The 16882-nt window shown below is 32.4% G+C and carries 17 protein-coding genes and 1 pseudogene; 14 read left to right on the top strand and 4 right to left on the bottom strand.

Annotation, left to right across the window (positions count from 1 at the left end; translation table 11 throughout):
* Window positions 1-268, top strand: a pseudogene (locus B0E44_RS18950) (hypothetical protein); the annotation flags it as partial.
* On the opposite strand, the gene B0E44_RS09950 reads toward B0E44_RS18950, so the two are convergent.
* Both B0E44_RS09950 and B0E44_RS09945 read right to left on the bottom strand, forming a co-directional pair.
* On the bottom strand, window positions 254-1165 hold the full coding sequence (locus tag B0E44_RS09950; protein ID WP_077373841.1) for a bifunctional UDP-sugar hydrolase/5'-nucleotidase: 912 nt from the start codon (window positions 1163-1165) through the stop codon (window positions 254-256). The pseudogene B0E44_RS18950 and the gene B0E44_RS09950 sit on opposite strands and share 15 nt — an antisense overlap.
* Before the next feature lie 71 nt (window positions 1166-1236).
* Window positions 1237-2016, bottom strand: coding sequence for a 5'-nucleotidase C-terminal domain-containing protein (locus B0E44_RS09945; protein ID WP_077373838.1), 780 nt, complete (start codon window positions 2014-2016; stop codon window positions 1237-1239).
* 47 nt (window positions 2017-2063) lie between these two features.
* Here B0E44_RS09945 and B0E44_RS09940 point away from each other — a divergent pair, with 47 nt between their 5' ends.
* The 13 genes from B0E44_RS09940 to B0E44_RS09880 all read left to right on the top strand — a co-directional run bounded on the left by B0E44_RS09940 (window position 2064) and on the right by B0E44_RS09880 (window position 14981).
* Entirely contained in the window at window positions 2064-2582 is a 519-nt protein-coding gene (locus B0E44_RS09940) for a hypothetical protein (RefSeq protein ID WP_077373834.1), read from the top strand.
* An 8-nt stretch (window positions 2583-2590) separates the two neighbouring features.
* Window positions 2591-3478 carry a 4-hydroxy-tetrahydrodipicolinate synthase gene (gene dapA / locus B0E44_RS09935; protein WP_077373831.1) on the top strand — a complete coding sequence of 296 codons (888 nt, stop codon included), beginning with the start codon at window positions 2591-2593 and terminating at the stop codon, window positions 3476-3478.
* 129 nt (window positions 3479-3607) lie between these two features.
* Window positions 3608-4402: an outer membrane protein assembly factor BamD gene (locus B0E44_RS09930; protein ID WP_077373851.1), complete on the top strand. Its 795-nt coding sequence runs from the start codon at window positions 3608-3610 to the stop codon at window positions 4400-4402.
* Window positions 4403-4410: 8 nt separating this feature from the next.
* Window positions 4411-4728 carry a DNA-directed RNA polymerase subunit omega gene (locus B0E44_RS09925; RefSeq protein ID WP_035634966.1) on the top strand — a complete coding sequence of 106 codons (318 nt, stop codon included), beginning with the start codon at window positions 4411-4413 and terminating at the stop codon, window positions 4726-4728.
* An 8-nt stretch (window positions 4729-4736) separates the two neighbouring features.
* Window positions 4737-5948: a bifunctional phosphopantothenoylcysteine decarboxylase/phosphopantothenate--cysteine ligase CoaBC gene (gene coaBC / locus B0E44_RS09920; protein WP_077373828.1), complete on the top strand. Its 1212-nt coding sequence runs from the start codon at window positions 4737-4739 to the stop codon at window positions 5946-5948.
* Window positions 5941-6822 (top strand): DUF4835 family protein, encoded by an 882-nt coding sequence (locus B0E44_RS09915; protein ID WP_077373824.1) that lies wholly within the window; start codon window positions 5941-5943, stop codon window positions 6820-6822. Before coaBC ends, B0E44_RS09915 begins: the two co-directional genes overlap by 8 nt.
* A gap of 51 nt (window positions 6823-6873) precedes the next feature.
* Complete coding sequence (gene recN / locus B0E44_RS09910; protein WP_077373821.1) at window positions 6874-8526, top strand: DNA repair protein RecN; 1653 nt, start codon at window positions 6874-6876, stop codon at window positions 8524-8526.
* A 91-nt stretch (window positions 8527-8617) separates the two neighbouring features.
* Window positions 8618-9808 carry an enoyl-ACP reductase FabV gene (fabV, locus tag B0E44_RS09905; protein ID WP_077373817.1) on the top strand — a complete coding sequence of 397 codons (1191 nt, stop codon included), beginning with the start codon at window positions 8618-8620 and terminating at the stop codon, window positions 9806-9808.
* 292 nt (window positions 9809-10100) lie between these two features.
* Window positions 10101-10907: an enoyl-ACP reductase gene (locus tag B0E44_RS09900; protein ID WP_077373814.1), complete on the top strand. Its 807-nt coding sequence runs from the start codon at window positions 10101-10103 to the stop codon at window positions 10905-10907.
* A gap of 123 nt (window positions 10908-11030) precedes the next feature.
* Window positions 11031-12029 (top strand): glycosyltransferase family 2 protein, encoded by a 999-nt coding sequence (locus B0E44_RS09895; RefSeq protein WP_077373811.1) that lies wholly within the window; start codon window positions 11031-11033, stop codon window positions 12027-12029.
* Between the two features lies 1 nt (window position 12030).
* Window positions 12031-12627, top strand: a complete 597-nt coding sequence (gene coaE / locus B0E44_RS09890) for a dephospho-CoA kinase (RefSeq protein WP_077373808.1) — start codon at window positions 12031-12033, stop codon at window positions 12625-12627.
* Between the two features lie 59 nt (window positions 12628-12686).
* Window positions 12687-14270, top strand: coding sequence for a sensor histidine kinase KdpD (locus tag B0E44_RS09885; protein ID WP_077373805.1), 1584 nt, complete (start codon window positions 12687-12689; stop codon window positions 14268-14270).
* Between the two features lie 3 nt (window positions 14271-14273).
* Complete coding sequence (locus B0E44_RS09880; protein ID WP_077373802.1) at window positions 14274-14981, top strand: response regulator transcription factor; 708 nt, start codon at window positions 14274-14276, stop codon at window positions 14979-14981.
* Between the two features lie 53 nt (window positions 14982-15034).
* On the opposite strand, the gene B0E44_RS09875 is transcribed toward B0E44_RS09880, so the two are convergent.
* Both B0E44_RS09875 and miaA read right to left on the bottom strand, forming a co-directional pair.
* Entirely contained in the window at window positions 15035-15775 is a 741-nt protein-coding gene (locus tag B0E44_RS09875) for an acyl-[acyl-carrier-protein] thioesterase (protein ID WP_077373799.1), read from the bottom strand.
* 8 nt (window positions 15776-15783) lie between these two features.
* Window positions 15784-16710 (bottom strand): tRNA (adenosine(37)-N6)-dimethylallyltransferase MiaA, encoded by a 927-nt coding sequence (gene miaA, locus B0E44_RS09870; protein ID WP_077373796.1) that lies wholly within the window; start codon window positions 16708-16710, stop codon window positions 15784-15786.
* Between the last annotated feature and the right edge of the window lie 172 nt (window positions 16711-16882).

Here is a 16882-nt window from a genome sequence, read left to right as displayed (position 1 = left end):
ATATGTGGCTTTTGGAATAATTTTGAGTGTTTTGAGTATTATTTCCATTATAAATTACATTAAAAAAGGCAGTTATGCCTTTTTTAATTCCATGTTAATGTGTCTTTGTTTTATAATTACGGATATCTTTTTTGTGTTGTATAAATTTTATTTTTACAACTATGCTTTTACTTTAATCAGTATTATTACTCAATTTTTATCCTATTTCTTTATGGTCAATTATTTATTGGAAAAAGATAAAGTAATTGATGATTTAAACGACTATTGATTTTCCTTGAGTTTTTATTTGTTTATTGGAATCAAAATAAAAGTCAATTCGACCTAAATTTATTCCGTAGCAGCCCACTTGGTTTACTAAGACTTCTTTTTGTTCAAGATTTTTCACAATAGTAGGCTTGTCCAAAAAAGTATGAGTATGTCCGCCAATGATTAGGTCAATGTCCTTAGTTAGGGCGGCTAATTTTAAATCGCAAATTTTATCAGGTTCTGTATTGTATTTGTACCCCAAATGTGACAAACAGATAATTAGGTCGCATTTTTTTTCGTGCTTTAGTATTTTAACCATTTCCTGGGCGGTTTCAACAGGATTGTTATAAACAGTTTCTTTGTAGTTTTTCTTATCAACCAAGCCGCTTAGTTCAATTCCTAGTCCAAAAACGCCAATTTTAATATTGCCTTTGTTGAAAATCTTATAGGGTTTCACATAACCATCCATAAGCGTATTCTTAAAGTCATAGTTGGATGAAATAAATTCAAAGCTGGCATGTGGCATTTGTGCAACAATGCCTTCCAATCCATTGTCAAAATCATGATTTCCAATGGTTGCAGCGTCATATTTCATCATGCTCATTAACTTGAATTCGAGTTCTCCTCCGTAGTAATTAAAATACGGAGTTCCCTGAAAAATATCGCCCGCATCAAGAAGTAGTACATTAGGATTTTCAAGACGGATTTTTTCTATAATTGAGGCTCTTTTAGAAACGCCTCCCATGTTTGGGTTTCTTGGATGATCGGCTGGAAAAGGATCTATGTAACTATGAACATCGTTAGTATGCAAAATGGTTAAATGCTCAACAGATTCTGATTTGAAACTGCTTAAAGATAATCCCAAGCTTAATAATGCAGTGCTAGCTGCCGTTTTTTCGATAAAATCTCTTCTTTTCATTGGGTTTTACATTGAAAATTTATGGAATGTATAAGGTGTTAAATCATTATTTTGAAATAGTAAACCAAAAATTACTCTACTGATATTCTAGTGTCATTTTTGACTGTTACAGTGTCTACTTCAATAAAATAATCAATTAATACATTTCTTAGTTTGTATTCTAAATCAAATTTTTGAATTCCTTTTTGGAAGAAAGCCATATTGTCTCCTCCGTTTATTAAGTAATCATTCGTTGCTACATAATAAATCTTATCAGTGTCTAGGGGCTTGCCTTGCACTAAAATATTTTTGGCCTGATTGTTCTTATCAATGCTAAAAGTAAGACCAGAGAGAGGATGCGGTTTTTTATCAGCAATTAGAAAGTCGGCTATTTCCTTAACCTGCTCACCCTTTAAAGAAATTACAAAAAGAGTATTTTCAAAAGGCATTATTTCATAAGCTGTTCTTGCAGTAATATTGCCTTTGGGCAATATAGAACGTATGCCTCCATGATTAAGTAAACAGATGTCTATATTTTTATTTTCTCTTTTATTAAAAACGGTGTTTCCTCTTGATAAAGTAACATCCGAGATGAAATTACCTATGTTAGTTTGCCATTTTCCTTTACTTTTTTCTAATGTCTCCGGATTGTACGCAAGAACTTTGTCAAGATCGCTGTTTATTCGTTCGCGATATGGTGTGATAAAGTTTTCTATCTCAGTATTTTGATTTTCTTTTCCTGTAATCGGAATTTGTTTGCCTTCAATTTTTGTGACACTTAAACTTTTGGTGCTGCAAGAAATAATAGAAGAAAGTGTTAAGAATATAACAAAAAGTTTTAAAAAGTCGTTGTAGTTTTTTAGATTTACCATCTTAAATGTAACTTAAATAATTAAATTTGTAATCTTGTAAAAGTACTATGTTTTTAAATTATATAAAGAGCTTTTTATTAAAAAAAACCTTGAAAAAACAACTAGGTAACGTTAAAGAAGAGTCTTTAAGTTGCCCTGCTTTGAAAATTGGCTTGGTTGTTGATGAAAGTAAATTTTTAGAGACAGATGCATTAAAAAGAGAAATTATTTTCAATGGAATTGATGAAGATAGTATTAAAATTATTGCTTACCGTGATATTTTAAAAGAGAAAGAAGTGTATTCTCATCCCACATTCAGTTTGCAAAAATTAAATATGCAGTGCGAATTTACTCAACCAGAGATAAAAGAATTTATCTCAGATGAATTTGATTTATTGATTAATTATTATAATGTGGAGAAGCCTATTTTGTTGCTTTTAACACATAATTCGAAGGCGAAATTTAAGACTGGTTTTTCAACTGTAGATAAAAGACTGAATCATTTATTGATAAACACAACTCTGGAAGATTATAAAGGATTTACCCACGAGTTGTTTAGATACTTAAAAATATTAAACAAATTATAATTTAAATTATGCAATCATTAATAGGAACAGGAGTTGCCCTAGTAACGCCGTTTAATAACGATTTTACAATTGATGTTGAAGCTTTAAGAAGAATCGTCAATTTTTCGATAGATGGCGGGGTTGAATATCTTGTTGTGCTTGGCACTACAGCAGAAAATGCTACACTGTCAGCTGATGAAAAAGAACTGGTAATCGCTACGATAATCGAAGTGAATGCGGGCAGACTGCCATTAGTTCTTGGAGTAGGAGGGAATAATACGTTAAAAGTTGTAGAGGAACTGCGAACAAGAGATTTATCAGCGTTTGAAGCAATTTTATCAGTTTCCCCATATTATAACAAGCCTAGTCAAGAAGGGATTTATCAGCATTTTAAAGCAGTTTCTGAAGCCTCTCCGATTCCGGTAATACTTTACAATGTACCAGGAAGAACATCTAGTAATATGCTGCCGTCAACAGTTATTAGACTCGCAAATGATTTTGAAAATGTTGTGGCTATAAAAGAAGCAGCTGGAGATTTGGTCCAGGCAATGCAGCTTATAAAAGATAAACCTAAAGATTTTTTGGTAATTTCGGGTGACGATATGATTGCATTGCCAATTGTTTTAGCTGGTGGATCAGGAGTTATATCAGTAATAGGGCAAGGTTTTCCAAAAGAATTTTCCGAAATGATTCGATTGGGATTGAACAGAAAAGTAGATGATGCCTTTAAATTGCATTATTTGTTAGCGGATTGTATCGATATGATTTTTGAACAAGGTAATCCAGCAGGTATCAAAGAGGTGTTCAGGATTCTTGGTATTGCAGAGAATGTTGTTCGCTTACCATTGGTTTCTGTAGATGAATCTTTGGCAAATAGATTGGATTTTTTTGTTAAGAAAATGGTCAAAAACACATAAAAAGACACGTTTTTTTTAAAATAAAGAAATATTTTGTAATACCTAAATTAATAACTAAATTTGCCACCTAACTTTGGTGGCTTTTACTGCATAATGTATTATGCAATAAAAATAAAATCAGTGAATAAAATGAAAAAAATAATATCTGTATTACTTGTTGCTCTCTTTTTGTATTCTTGTAGTGATTATCAGGCTGCATTGAAGAATGAAGACGTCGCAGTAAAGTTTGATGTTGCAACCAAATTATACGATGCAGGAAAATATTCAAAAGCGATTCGACTTTTTGAGCAATTAGCGCCAGCATACAGAGGAAAGCCTCAAGGAGAAAAATTATTTTACATGTATGCCCAATCGTGTTACAAGACCAAACAATATTATTTGGCAGGGTATCAATTTGATAGTTTTGTTTCTGGTTATCCAAAAAGTGAAAAAGCTGAAGAGTGTGCTTATTTAGGAGCGCAAAGTTATTCGATGCTGTCACCAGTTTACAGTATTGATCAAACAGACACTTTTAAGGCAATAGAAAAGATTCAAGGGTTTATCGACCGTTATCCAAATTCTCAATATATTGCTGAAGCTAATGCAACATCAAGAAAGTTAAATGAAAAGATTGAGCGTAAAGTTTATGAAAACGCATTAGAATACAATAGAATTTCAAATTATAAATCGGCTATTATCGCTTTTGATAATTTTATTGCAGATTATCCTGGAACTCCTTTTAAAGAAAAAGCGTTGTACTACAAATTGGATTCAGCTTTTTTATTAGCAATAAACAGTGTTCCTTCAAAAATGGAAGATCGATTAAATACGGCTAAAACGAGTTACAATAATTTGGTTAAATTTAAACCAAATACAGAATACAAAAAGAAAGCTGACGAAATGTTAGCACAAATTGACGTTGAATTGCAAAAATATAATAAATAAATAAAGTCATGGATTTAAAAAAGACAAATGCTCCAGTAAATACAATAACTTACAATAAAACAGTTATTGAAGAACCTACTGGAAATGTGTATGAGGCGATAACAATTATGGCTAAAAGAGCAAATCAAATCAATTCTGAAATCAAAAAAGAATTGACTGAGAAATTAGAAGAATTTGCAACTTACAATGATAGTTTAGAAGAAGTTTTTGAAAATAAAGAGCAAATTGAAGTTTCTAAATTCTATGAAAAACTTCCAAAACCACACGCTTTGGCCGTTCAAGAATGGTTAGATGGTAAAATTTACCACAGAGAAGCAAATAAATAATCAATCTAATGTCAGTTTTAAGCGGAAAAAAGATTTTGCTAGGGATTTCTGGCGGAATTGCTGCATATAAAACGGCTTCATTAGTTAGACTCTTCATAAAAGCAGGTGCACATGTCCAAGTGATAATGACACCTGCTTCTAAGGATTTTATAACTCCACTTACTTTATCTACACTATCCAAGAATCCCGTTTTTTCTGAATTTTACAATAAAGATGAAAAAAACGAGGAATGGAATAGTCATGTAGAATTAGGACTTTGGGCAGATTTGATGGTTATTGCGCCTGCAACTGCCAATACGTTGTCCAAAATGGCTAATGGTTTGTGCGATAATCTTTTGATTGCCTGTTATCTATCGGCTAAATGTCCTGTTTATTTTGCACCGGCAATGGATTTAGATATGTATATCCATCCTTCTACACTAGAAAGTTTTAGAACTTTAAAAGCGTTTGGAAATACAATGATTCCTGCCGAAAATGGGGAATTGGCTAGTGGTTTATCTGGTGAAGGACGAATGGCTGAACCTGAAAACATTGTTTCGTTTTTGGAAGCTGATCTTGAAAGTAAATTGCCCCTAAAAGGAAAGAAAATATTAATCACCGCAGGTCCTACATACGAAGCAATCGATCCTGTACGTTTTATTGGAAACCATTCTTCAGGAAAGATGGGATTTGATATTGCCCAAAGTGCTGCCAATCTTGGTGCATCAGTTGTATTGATTTCGGGACCAACTCATTGTAAATTAAATCATCCTTTAGTTCAAGTGATTCCTGTGATTTCTGCACAGGAAATGTATGAAGCTTGTCATCAATATTATAAAGAGGTTGATGTGGCTATTGCTGCTGCTGCTGTAGCTGATTATAGACCAAAGTATGTGGCTTCGCAAAAAATAAAAAAAGCTGCAGATGATTTTACTATCGAACTAGAGAAGACCAAAGATATTCTGGCTTCGCTTGGGGAAATTAAGAAAAAACAGTTTTTAATTGGCTTTGCTTTAGAAACAGAAAATGAAATTGAAAATGCTAAAGCAAAAATCCAGAAAAAAAACTTAGATTTGATAGTTCTTAATTCGTTGCAAGATGAAGGAGCTGGATTTGGCAAAAACACCAACAAAGTTACCTTTATTGATAGTGCATTTAGAATAGAATCGATGGATTTAAAATCCAAAGAGGCTGTGGCCGATGATATTTTAAACAAAGTAATAGCACACTTTTATGGTTAGATTTGTTTTGTTTTTATTTTTTAGTTGTGGCTTTATTCAGGCACAACAGCTGAATTGTACAGTTACTTTAAATACCCAAAAAATAAGCAATGCCAATCAACAGGTTTTCAAAACACTGGAAACTGCCATGAATGAGTTTGTCAATAAAACAGACTGGACTGGGCAATCACTTTCTCAAAAAGAAAAAGTGAATTGTTCAATGTATATTACGCTTTCCAATTATACCTCGGATCAATTTATGGCTAATATTCAGGTGCAATCTGCCAGAGGGATTTACAATTCGACTTATTCCTCACCAGTTTTGAATATTAACGATAAGGATTTCACTTTTAATTATACTGAATTTGAGAATTTAAGATACAATCCTACAAGTTTTGATTCAAATCTAGTTTCAGTATTATCATTTTATTGTTACATAATTTTAGGAATGGATGCCGATACTTTTATTCCATTGTTTGGAGATCGCTATTATAAAGAAGCTATTAATATTGCCAATCTTGCTCAGCAAGGTGGTTATAAAGGATGGAATCAATCCGATGGTACATTGAGTAGATTTGTTTTAATCAATGATTTAATGTCGCCAACTTACAATGAAATAAGACAATCCAGTTTTCAATATTATTTAGGGCTCGATACCATGCACCAAGACCTTAAGAAAGCCAAAGAAATTATTAAGGGTTCTTTGATGAATTTGTCCAAATTGAATAGCACCAAACCTAATTGCTATTTATTGCGCGTTTTTATGGACTCCAAATCAGATGAAATTGTATCTATTTTTTCTGGAGGTCCCAGTGTTGCAATAAATGATATGGTGGATAGTTTAAACAAAACATCTTCATCAAACTCCGGAAAATGGCAATTGTTAAAATATTAGTCTTTATATAATTTCTTTTATTTAATCCAATCTACTCATAAAAATCTATAAATGATAACTTCACTAGCTATAAAAAACTATGCCTTAATCGAAAAATTGACAATCGATTTTTCAAAAGGGTTTTCGATAATTACTGGAGAAACAGGAGCGGGAAAATCGATAATATTAGGAGCTTTAGGTTTGGCTTTGGGAAAAAGAGCCGACTTGACTTCACTTAAAAATAAAGAAGAAAAATGTGTGATTGAGGCTCATTTTGATATATCCAAATACAATTTGCTTCCCTTTTTTGAAGCCAATGATTTAGACTACGAACCGGAAACAATCATTCGAAGAGAAATTTTGCCTTCCGGAAAATCCAGAGCTTTTATAAATGATAGCCCTGTTAATTTGCAGGAATTGCAAGAGCTAAGTTTGTATTTAATTGATATTCATTCACAACAGCAAACTCAAGAACTGTCTGATGAGGACGTTCAATTCAAAATTATTGATGCTATTGCGGGTAATTTAGATACAATTGTGATTTATCAATCGGTTTTGAAAAACTACAAATCGAATAAGTCCAAATTAAATGCCTTAACCAAAAGAAAATCAGAAGCGTCTAAAGAGCAAGAATACAATACTTTTCTTTTGGAAGAATTAGTGTCTGCCAAACTAAAATCTGGTGAACAAGAATTTTTAGAGGAAAATTATGAGCAACTGAATAATGTAGAAATTATTAAAGAAGCACTTGATAAATCGTTGGCTATCTCCAATGAAGAACAAATTGGGGTTTTTCACAATTTGAACGAAATAAAAAATGCCATTCAGAAAATTGCTCTTTTCTCTGCTGATTATAATTTGTTATTCGAAAGGATAACAAGTTTGAAAATCGAGTTTGAAGATATCGCAACAGAACTCAACCGCTGTTCTGAAAAATTAATCAATGACCCTGAGCAATTAAATTTGATTAATCAAAAGTTGCAACTGATATACAATTTGCAAAAGAAACACCAGGTAAGTACTGTAGATGAGTTATTGGTTATTCAAGCCAAATTAGAAAACTCAGTATTGGAATTGGGGAATATAGACGATGAGATCGCAAAACTAACCGAACTGGTTGATGACAATATCAAGGAGCTTGATCAAATTTGCGACACTATACATAAGAATAGGTTGGAAGCGATTCCTCTTTTGTCACAAAAATTAATATCTATATTAGAGACTTTGGGAATGCCAAATGTGCGTTTCAATATGGAATTAAAAAGCACTCCAACGTATTTTGAAAATGGAAAAGACGAGTTACAATTTTTAATTTCTGCCAATAAAGGAACTGATTTTGGGTTGTTGAAAAAAGTGGCTTCAGGTGGTGAGATGTCAAGAATTATGCTGGCTGTAAAAGCGATTTTAGCACAATATTCCAAATTGCCAACATTGATTTTTGATGAAATTGACACAGGTGTTTCTGGGGAAATTGCCAATAGAATGGGAGAAATTATGAAGGAAATGAGTACTCAGATGCAAATATTTGCAATAACCCATTTGCCTCAAATTGCAGCTAAGGGTAATGAGCATTTTAAAGTGTTTAAATCTACTGTTGGTGACGACACCCAATCAGAATTAAAATTACTAACGATCGATGAACGAGTTGTGGAAATCGCACAAATGCTGTCTGGAACCGTTATTTCGGATTCGGCCTTAAATCACGCAAAAGCCTTGTTGAACTAAATAATTGGACTATATTTGCCCATTCAATTTTAAAAGCTTTAAAAGATTCAATTAATTGAAATTATATAATATAAATTAACGTACTGATAATATGATTATAGAACCAAGAATGAGAGGATTTATTTGTTTGACAGCCCAACCAAAAGGGAGCGAACAAAGTGTTAAAAATCAAATTGAATATGTAAAATCAAAAGGAACTATAGCTGGAGCTAAGAAAGTATTGGTTATTGGAGCTTCAACTGGTTTTGGTTTGGCTTCAAGAATTACAAGTGCTTTTGGTTCTGATGCCGCTACAATTGGTGTGTTTTTTGAAAAAGAACCTTCTGAAGGAAAAACTGCTTCTCCAGGTTGGTACAATTCAGCTGCTTTTGAAAAAGAAGCTCATAAAGCAGGTTTGTACGCAAAAAGTATTAACGGAGATGCTTTTTCAAATGAAGTAAAAAGACAAACCTTAGATCTTATTAAAGCTGATTTAGGTCAAGTTGACTTAATTATATACAGTCTTGCTTCACCAGTAAGATTAAATCCAAACACAGGTGTTTTGCACCGTTCTGTTTTGAAACCTATTGGAAGTACTTTTACCAATAAAACAGTTGATTTTCATACTGGAAAAGTTTCAGAAATTTCTATTGAGCCTTGTAATGAGGATGATATTACCAATACAGTTGCCGTAATGGGTGGTGAAGATTGGGCTATGTGGATTGATGCTTTGAAAGCTGAAAATTTATTGGCTCCAGGTGCTACAACTGTTGCTTATTCATACATCGGACCATCGTTAACTGAAGCTGTTTATAGAAAAGGAACAATCGGTCGTGCCAAAGATCACTTAGAAGCTACTGCATTCACGATTACTGATAGTTTAGCCGATATTAATGGTAAAGCTTATGTTTCTGTAAACAAGGCTTTGGTAACCCAAGCAAGTTCAGCAATTCCGGTTATTCCATTGTATATTTCTTTATTGTATAAAATAATGAAAGAAAAAGGAATCCACGAAGGGTGTATTGAACAAATTCAACGTTTATATCAAGAAAGACTATATACGGGAGAAGCAATGTTGACTGATGATAAAGGAAGAATCCGTATTGACGATTGGGAAATGCGTGATGACGTTCAGGCTCAAGTTGCTAAACTATGGTTAGAGGCTACTACTGAAAATCTTGCTGAATTAGGAGATTTAGAAGGATACAGAAGTGATTTCTACAATCTGTTTGGTTTTGGATTTGATGGTGTTGATTATAAAGCAGACACAAACGAAATGGTTGCTATTCCAAGTATTGGGTAATTAGCAAACAATATTTATAATTTTCAAAAACACCTTATTACTTGATGGTTTAAAATCAAGAGAATAAGGTGTTTTTTTATTGACTTAGTTCAATTAATTATTTTTGGAGCAGAAAGATTTGCATTTTTGGAAACATCGTCCCGCTTTCCGTTGTAATCTTTTGTGCCGAACCCCGGCACAAAAGGATTTTCACTTCAATCGGGGCTAAGGTCAGAAATTTTGCTTTTTTGGAATGATTTAAAAAAGGAAAAATACAATCTCAGAGTTATAGTATAATTTTAAATGTCATTTTATGTATAATTTATTAAAAGGAAAAAGGGGGATTATTTTTGGTGCTTTGGATGAAAATTCAATTGCTTGGAAAACTGCCGAACGTATTCATGAAGAAGGGGGAGTTTTTGTTTTGACAAATGCTCCTGCAGCAATGCGATTGGGAAACATTGATTCATTAGCAGAAAAAATAGGATGCCAAATAATTCCAGCTGATGCAACTTCGGTTACAGATTTAGAAGTACTGGTTGATAAAGCGGTTGAAATTTTAGGAGGTAAAATTGATTTCGTTTTGCATTCGATCGGTATGTCGGTCAATGTTCGAAAAGGAAATCATTATACGAACCAAAATTATGAGTATACCGAAAAAGGCTGGAATGTTTCTGCGGTTTCTTTTCATAAACTGATGCAGGTATTGTATAAAAAAGACGCCATGAATGAGTGGGGCAGTATTGTTGCATTATCCTATATGGCTGCACAACGTGTATTCCCAGATTATAATGATATGGCAGACAATAAGGCTTTTTTGGAATCTATTGCGCGTAGTTTTGGGTATTTCTTTGGAAGAGATAAAAAAGTAAGAGTCAATACCATTTCGCAATCTCCAACAGCTACCAGAGCAGGACAGGGAGTTAAAGGATTTGGAGGTTTTATTGCTTTCGCAGATAAAATGTCTCCTCTAGGTAATGCCACAGCTGCTGAATGCGCAGATTACATAGTCGTTATGTTTTCGGATTTGACTAGAAAAGTGACTTTGCAAAACTTATTACACGACGGTGGATTCTCAAATATGGGAGTTAGTCAAGAAGTTATGGAAATGTTTGAATAGTTAAATAAGCACCTTTGTTTTATAGAAACCATCATTATTTATTTGATGGTTTTTTTGTTGATAAAGAGTACCTTTGTCGAAATTTAAATTAAAAAAAAGTAAAAAATAATAACTCAAAATATTATGTTGTTTTCATTGATCATTCCCGTTTATAATCGTCCTGATGAAGTTGATGAATTATTAGAAAGTTTAGCAAAATTAACCTATGAAGAAATTTTCGAAATAGTACTTGTAGAGGATGGATCTACAATTCGATGTCAAGATGTTGCTAAAAAGTATGGCGACAGATTGGATATTTCGTATTATTACAAAGAAAATTCAGGTCCAGGCGATTCCAGAAACTACGGAATGAATAAGGCTAGAGGGGACTATTATATTATTTTCGACTCCGATTGCATTATACCTACCAATTATTTAAATGAAGTCGAAAAAGCTTTAAAGGAAAATTATGTGGATTGTTTTGGCGGGCCAGATAAAGCTTTGGATAGTTTCTCGGATATACAAAAAGCCATCAATTTTGCTATGACTTCATTTCTTACTACAGGAGGAATTAGAGGCGGATCGGAAAAGATAGGTAAATTTCAACCTCGTAGTTTTAATATGGGAATTTCGCGCAAAGCATTCGAAGTTTCTAAAGGCTTCGGTAATATTCATCCTGGTGAAGACCCAGATTTGTCAATCCGTTTGTGGAACTTAGGTTTTGAAACCCGACTTTTCTCTAATGCATTTGTTTATCATAAAAGAAGAATTGATTGGGAGAAATTTTCTATACAAGTAAATAAGTTCGGAAAAGCCAGGCCAATTCTAAATAGTTGGTACCCAGAATATAATAAATTAACTTTTTTCTTCCCAACGGTTTTTATAATAGGATTTTTTGTATCTTTAGTATTGTTGATTTTTAATCAAGATATTCTGCTTAAATTTTATTTTGGCTACTTTTTGGCATTATTTTTGTTGTCTTCTATTCAGAATAAAAGTGTTAAAATTGGTTATTTATCAATTATTGCAGTTTGGAAACAGTTTTATGGATATGGACTAGGATTTTTAAAGTCTTATATTAAAGTAATAATTTTAAAGCAAGATCCAAAACAAGCTTTTCCGGAATTGTTTTTTAAAATATAACATGACAAAAGTTATTGGTTTAACAGGAGGAATTGGGAGCGGTAAAACTACCGTTGCCAATGAATTTTCATCTCTTGGAGTTCCTGTTTACATTACAGATCTGGAGGCAAAAAAATTGATGCAGTCTGATTCTGTTTTGAATCAAATCAAAGAAGAATTTGGAAGCACAGTTTTTGATAAAGGTGTTTTACTTAGGGATAAATTATCCGAAATTGTTTTTAATGATGACAAGAGATTAGTAAAACTCAACAGTATTGTGCATCCCGCAGTGAAGCAACATTTTAACGAATGGCTTTTGGAGCATAAAAATAGCCCTTTAGTTATTTATGAAAGTGCAATTTTATTTGAAAGTGGCAGTTATAAGGAGTGTGATTTTGTAATAAATGTTGTAGCACCTCTTGAAACAAGAATTCAAAGGGTAATTGAAAGAGATAAAACAACACGAGAAAAAGTATTGGAAAGAATTAAAAATCAATGGAATGATGAGGAAAAGTCATCAAAAAGTGATTTTATTATTAATAATACTAGTATGGAGGCAATAAAGCTTGAAATTGTTAAAATTCTTAATTTTTTAAGAATTAAACAAATGAACTCTTAAATGTTAATCTTTGGTTAATGCTTTATTCATTATATTGTTAAAATACTAATTTTGCTTGAATGAACAAATTATTTTTTAGATTGCTTGTATTGTTAATGAGTCTGTCCTTGATTGGGATAATTCTTGTGCAAGTATATTGGTTTGATACTTCATTTAAGAATAATGATGAACAATTTAAGTATCATGTAAAACAGGTGTTGGGGAATGTTGCAGAGAAATTGCACAATCGTGAGGCTTATAGTTTTTATGATAAATACAATCATTACAAGGATAGTACAGGTAAGATTCCAAAAAGGGATGATTTATTAGAATTTTATTATGTTCAAAAAAATCCAAAGACTAATCAAACTATCATTTATTCGAATAGTATAATATCCGAAGATTTTAAAATTTCAGCAGGGCTTTTTGATAAGAAGTTTGATACAGAGACATTTAAAAGCTTTAATTCTAGAAGGGTTACCGAAGTTTATAACGAAAATAAACTTGATAATTCAAGTGTACAGCAAAGTTTGATTCCTGATGTTAAAATTGAAAAGTCAGGGAATTTAGATATTTTGGATAATGCTCAATATGAGATATTCTTTAAAGATATTGCTTCTGCAATGCCTCTTCAAGAAAGAATAACAAAAGAGGTTTTAAGTGAGATTATTAAAAAGGAATTAGAAGAGTATGGTGTTAAAACCAAGTTTGAATTTGGAATTTTAAGTAATGGAATACAAACAAAAGTAAAATCAGATAATTTTAAGTACGATAAAGACGCGACTTATTCGATTTCGATTTTTACAGATAATGAAGGAAATGAAAAGTATAAATTGTTAGTTACTTTTCCACATAAAAAGAAATTTTTATTGTCCGAATTGGTAAGCATTACGATACTGTCTATCATATTTACATTAATTATTATAATTGCTTATACCAGTGCTTTGAATCAGCTGATTCGTCAAAGACAAATTTCGGAGATTAAGACTGATTTTATCAATAATATGACTCATGAGTTCAAAACACCGATTGCCACAATTAATCTTGCTTTGGACGCTATCCGAAATCCAAAGATTATTGATGACAAAGAAAAAGTGTTTAAGTATCTCGAAATGATTCGGGACGAAAATAAACGAATGCATGCCCAAGTTGAAAATGTATTAAGGATTTCTAAATTAGAAAAGAAAGAATTAAATATCATAAAGGAGTCAAGCAATATAGAAGAAGTTATAAACGATGCTATCGAACATGTTAACTTGATTCTAGAAGATAGAGGAGGAGCTATAGCGATACATTTTGGAGCTGTCAGAAAAACGGTTCTACTGAATGATGTTCACTTTACGAATGTGATAGTCAATATTTTAGAAAACGCCATAAAATATACGCCTGGTATACCTAAAATTGACATTTACACAGAAAATATAAAGGACATGGTTCTTGTTAAGATAAAAGATAATGGCGTGGGTATGAGTAAAATTGCTCAAAAAAGGATTTTTGAAAAATTTTACAGGGAACATACCGGAGACATACATAATGTGAAAGGTCATGGATTAGGTCTAGCTTATGTAAAAAGAATTGTAGACGACCATAATGGTCAAGTATATGTAGAAAGTGAAAAGGGAAAAGGAAGTACCTTCATTATAAAATTACCTTTAATAAATTAGAGTATGGAAAACACAAATAAAAAAATACTATTAGTAGAAGATGACCTTAATTTTGGTGCAGTTCTAAAAGACTATTTAATGCTAAATGATTTTGATGTTGTTTTGGCTAAAAATGGTATGGAAGGTTTTGAAAAATTCAAAAAGGATTCCTATGATTTATGCATCCTTGATGTGATGATGCCATATAAAGATGGGTATACTTTAGCAAAAGAAATAAGAGAAAAAAATAACGATGTGCCTATTATTTTCCTTACTGCAAAATCTATGAAAGAGGATGTATTGAAAGGATATAAAGCAGGTGCAGACGATTATTTGAACAAACCTTTTGATTCTGAAGTATTATTGATGAAAATTAAAGCCATCATTCAAAGAAAAGCATCTGATGTGAAAACAGAAGCGGTTCAATTTGAATTTAATGTTGGTAAGTTTCATCTTAATTCAAAACTTCGTTTCTTAACTTTTAATAACGAGGAACCTATTAAGTTATCTCCAAAAGAGAATGAATTGCTTAAAATGTTGATTCTACATGAAAATGATTTGATGCCAAGAGAATTGGCTTTAACAAAAATATGGAGAGATGATAACTATTTTACTTCTAGAAGTATGGATGTTTACATCGCTAAACTAAGAAAGTATTTAAAACAAGACGAGGATGTTGAAATTTTGAACATTCACGGTGAAGGATTCAGATTAGTTGTGAAAGGCAAATAATTAGGTCTTGTTAATTCATAAAAAAAGCTTCGAAAATTAATTCGAAGCTTTTTTTATTTCCAATTGAGTTGCAACGCAAAGCATGTTTTATCCTCTTTTGTGATGCTAAAAACAGCATTGGTATCTTTAATGCATTCATGAATGATAACTTTATCTTTTAGGGAGAGTTCTTTTAAAAAGTTCATTTCAAAGCTTTTTACTTGTTGTGATAGTATTTTATTTTCATCAATTAAATCCAAACACCATTCCAAGTATTTTACATTATTAGCATGGTTTACAATATCTAAATCGGACATGAAAACGGTTCTTTCGAATACCATTTCTTTTTCGTGAGTTATGTTTATTTTTGAGAAACCCATCTCAGTGGCTTTGTTTTTAGGATACAATTCAAAATGTTGATAGGGAAGTGCCAAAGGTTCCGGTCTTCGGGCTTTGGTATTAAAAACAGCCCAAAATGTCTCAGAGCCTACTATTTTTTTTCCATTGACATACATTTCGAGTGCACGTACCGAACGAGAATTTTCTAAGGAATTGATCCAGGTTTTTACGGTTACAACATCTCTCCATTTGGGCAATTCTGTAATTTCAACTCTCATTCTGCTCAAAACCCAAGCTTGGTTGAATTCCTGCATATCGGTAAAACTGATTCCACCCACTTCGGAATGGGCTGCAGCCGTTAATTGCAAAAGATTGCATAAATCAGTGTATTTTAAATAGCCATTTGGAGTACATTGGGTAAAATTGATTTCCCAATCTTTACTCAATATGGAAGTGAAATTTGGATCTATTGGCATATGAATAATTATGAATTATGAATTTGGCTGTTTATATAACTTATGATTTTCGTTCTATTAGTCAAATAATCAAACCATTTCGTGTTTTCTTTGCGTTTGAACCAAGTGAGCTGGCGTTTTGAAAATCGGCGGGTATTTTTTTTGATTTCTTCAATGGCAAAAGGCAACGTAAATTCTCCATCAAAATAACTGAATAACTCTCTATAGCCAACCGTTTGCAAGGCGTTTAATTCTTTGTGCTGGTATAACGCTTGGGCTTCGGCTAAAAGCCCTTGATTGAGCATAATATCTACTCGTTGGTTTATTCTTTCGTAAATCACGTTTCTGTCTGCTTCAAGACCAATGATGATTGGTGTGAAGTTTCGATTGTTTGTCTTTTGGTTTAAAAACGACGAATATGGTTTTCCGGTTCCAAGACAAACTTCTACAAATCGCATCATACGTTGCGGATTTTGTAAAGTTTGAGGGTTTTCGGAAGTTATTTTTTGAAAATAAATTGGATCTAGTGTTTCTAATTGTTGTTGTAAATATTCGATTCCTAGATTTTCATAATTTAAATTTACGTTTTCACGAATGGAAGAATCTATGGCCGGAAATTCGTCAAAGCCTTTTAAGATAGCATCCACATACAATCCTGAACCGCCAACAAGTACTGCGTAATCATTGTTTTGGAATAATTCCTCAATTTTTATAAGTGCTTCTTTTTCAAAATCACCTACGGTGTAATTATCAAAAATGGATTTGTTTTGGATAAAATGATGTTTCGCCGATGCTAATTCTTCTGGACTGGGTACAGCCGTTCCAATTGTCATTTCTTTGAAAAACTGTCGGCTGTCACAGGAAACAATTTCACAATTATAGTGATTGGCAAGGTCAATGCTTAAGGCTGTTTTTCCTATGGCTGTTGGTCCGACTATGGTAATTAAATATTTCATTTAGTTTTATTGCAATGTTTTCATTTGCTCTTTTTTAACGTAATCTTGTCATTAGCCCAGATGGTAATGAAAACCCCGGAGTCATTCTAGTTTGTTTTTCTTGGTATAAAAGAGCGACTGAAAGAAGCTCCTTTTATGCCTTAGAAAAACTACTGGAATAATGAGGAGTTGT

The organism is Flavobacterium sp. A45, from assembly GCF_002001005.1.
Taxonomy (GTDB): Bacteria; Bacteroidota; Bacteroidia; order Flavobacteriales; family Flavobacteriaceae; genus Flavobacterium.
The sequence above is the reverse complement of the archived record's forward strand: the minus strand, read 5'-3'. Positions and strand labels throughout refer to the sequence as shown.

What these genes read in the sequence shown, in the direction of transcription:
- B0E44_RS09950 (WP_077373841.1), bottom strand. Translation starts at nt 1,165, where the DNA reads ATGAAAAGAAGAGATTTTATCGAAAAAACGGCAGCTAGCACTGCATTA.
- B0E44_RS09945 (WP_077373838.1), bottom strand. Translation starts at nt 2,016, where the DNA reads ATGGTAAATCTAAAAAACTACAACGACTTTTTAAAACTTTTTGTTATA.
- B0E44_RS09940 (WP_077373834.1), top strand. Translation starts at nt 2,064, where the DNA reads ATGTTTTTAAATTATATAAAGAGCTTTTTATTAAAAAAAACCTTGAAA.
- dapA (WP_077373831.1), top strand. Translation starts at nt 2,591, where the DNA reads ATGCAATCATTAATAGGAACAGGAGTTGCCCTAGTAACGCCGTTTAAT.
- B0E44_RS09930 (WP_077373851.1), top strand. Translation starts at nt 3,608, where the DNA reads ATGAAAAAAATAATATCTGTATTACTTGTTGCTCTCTTTTTGTATTCT.
- B0E44_RS09925 (WP_035634966.1), top strand. Translation starts at nt 4,411, where the DNA reads ATGGATTTAAAAAAGACAAATGCTCCAGTAAATACAATAACTTACAAT.
- coaBC (WP_077373828.1), top strand. Translation starts at nt 4,737, where the DNA reads ATGTCAGTTTTAAGCGGAAAAAAGATTTTGCTAGGGATTTCTGGCGGA.
- B0E44_RS09915 (WP_077373824.1), top strand. Translation starts at nt 5,941, where the DNA reads ATGGTTAGATTTGTTTTGTTTTTATTTTTTAGTTGTGGCTTTATTCAG.
- recN (WP_077373821.1), top strand. Translation starts at nt 6,874, where the DNA reads ATGATAACTTCACTAGCTATAAAAAACTATGCCTTAATCGAAAAATTG.
- fabV (WP_077373817.1), top strand. Translation starts at nt 8,618, where the DNA reads ATGATTATAGAACCAAGAATGAGAGGATTTATTTGTTTGACAGCCCAA.
- B0E44_RS09900 (WP_077373814.1), top strand. Translation starts at nt 10,101, where the DNA reads ATGTATAATTTATTAAAAGGAAAAAGGGGGATTATTTTTGGTGCTTTG.
- B0E44_RS09895 (WP_077373811.1), top strand. Translation starts at nt 11,031, where the DNA reads ATGTTGTTTTCATTGATCATTCCCGTTTATAATCGTCCTGATGAAGTT.
- coaE (WP_077373808.1), top strand. Translation starts at nt 12,031, where the DNA reads ATGACAAAAGTTATTGGTTTAACAGGAGGAATTGGGAGCGGTAAAACT.
- B0E44_RS09885 (WP_077373805.1), top strand. Translation starts at nt 12,687, where the DNA reads ATGAACAAATTATTTTTTAGATTGCTTGTATTGTTAATGAGTCTGTCC.
- B0E44_RS09880 (WP_077373802.1), top strand. Translation starts at nt 14,274, where the DNA reads ATGGAAAACACAAATAAAAAAATACTATTAGTAGAAGATGACCTTAAT.
- B0E44_RS09875 (WP_077373799.1), bottom strand. Translation starts at nt 15,775, where the DNA reads ATGCCAATAGATCCAAATTTCACTTCCATATTGAGTAAAGATTGGGAA.
- miaA (WP_077373796.1), bottom strand. Translation starts at nt 16,710, where the DNA reads ATGAAATATTTAATTACCATAGTCGGACCAACAGCCATAGGAAAAACA.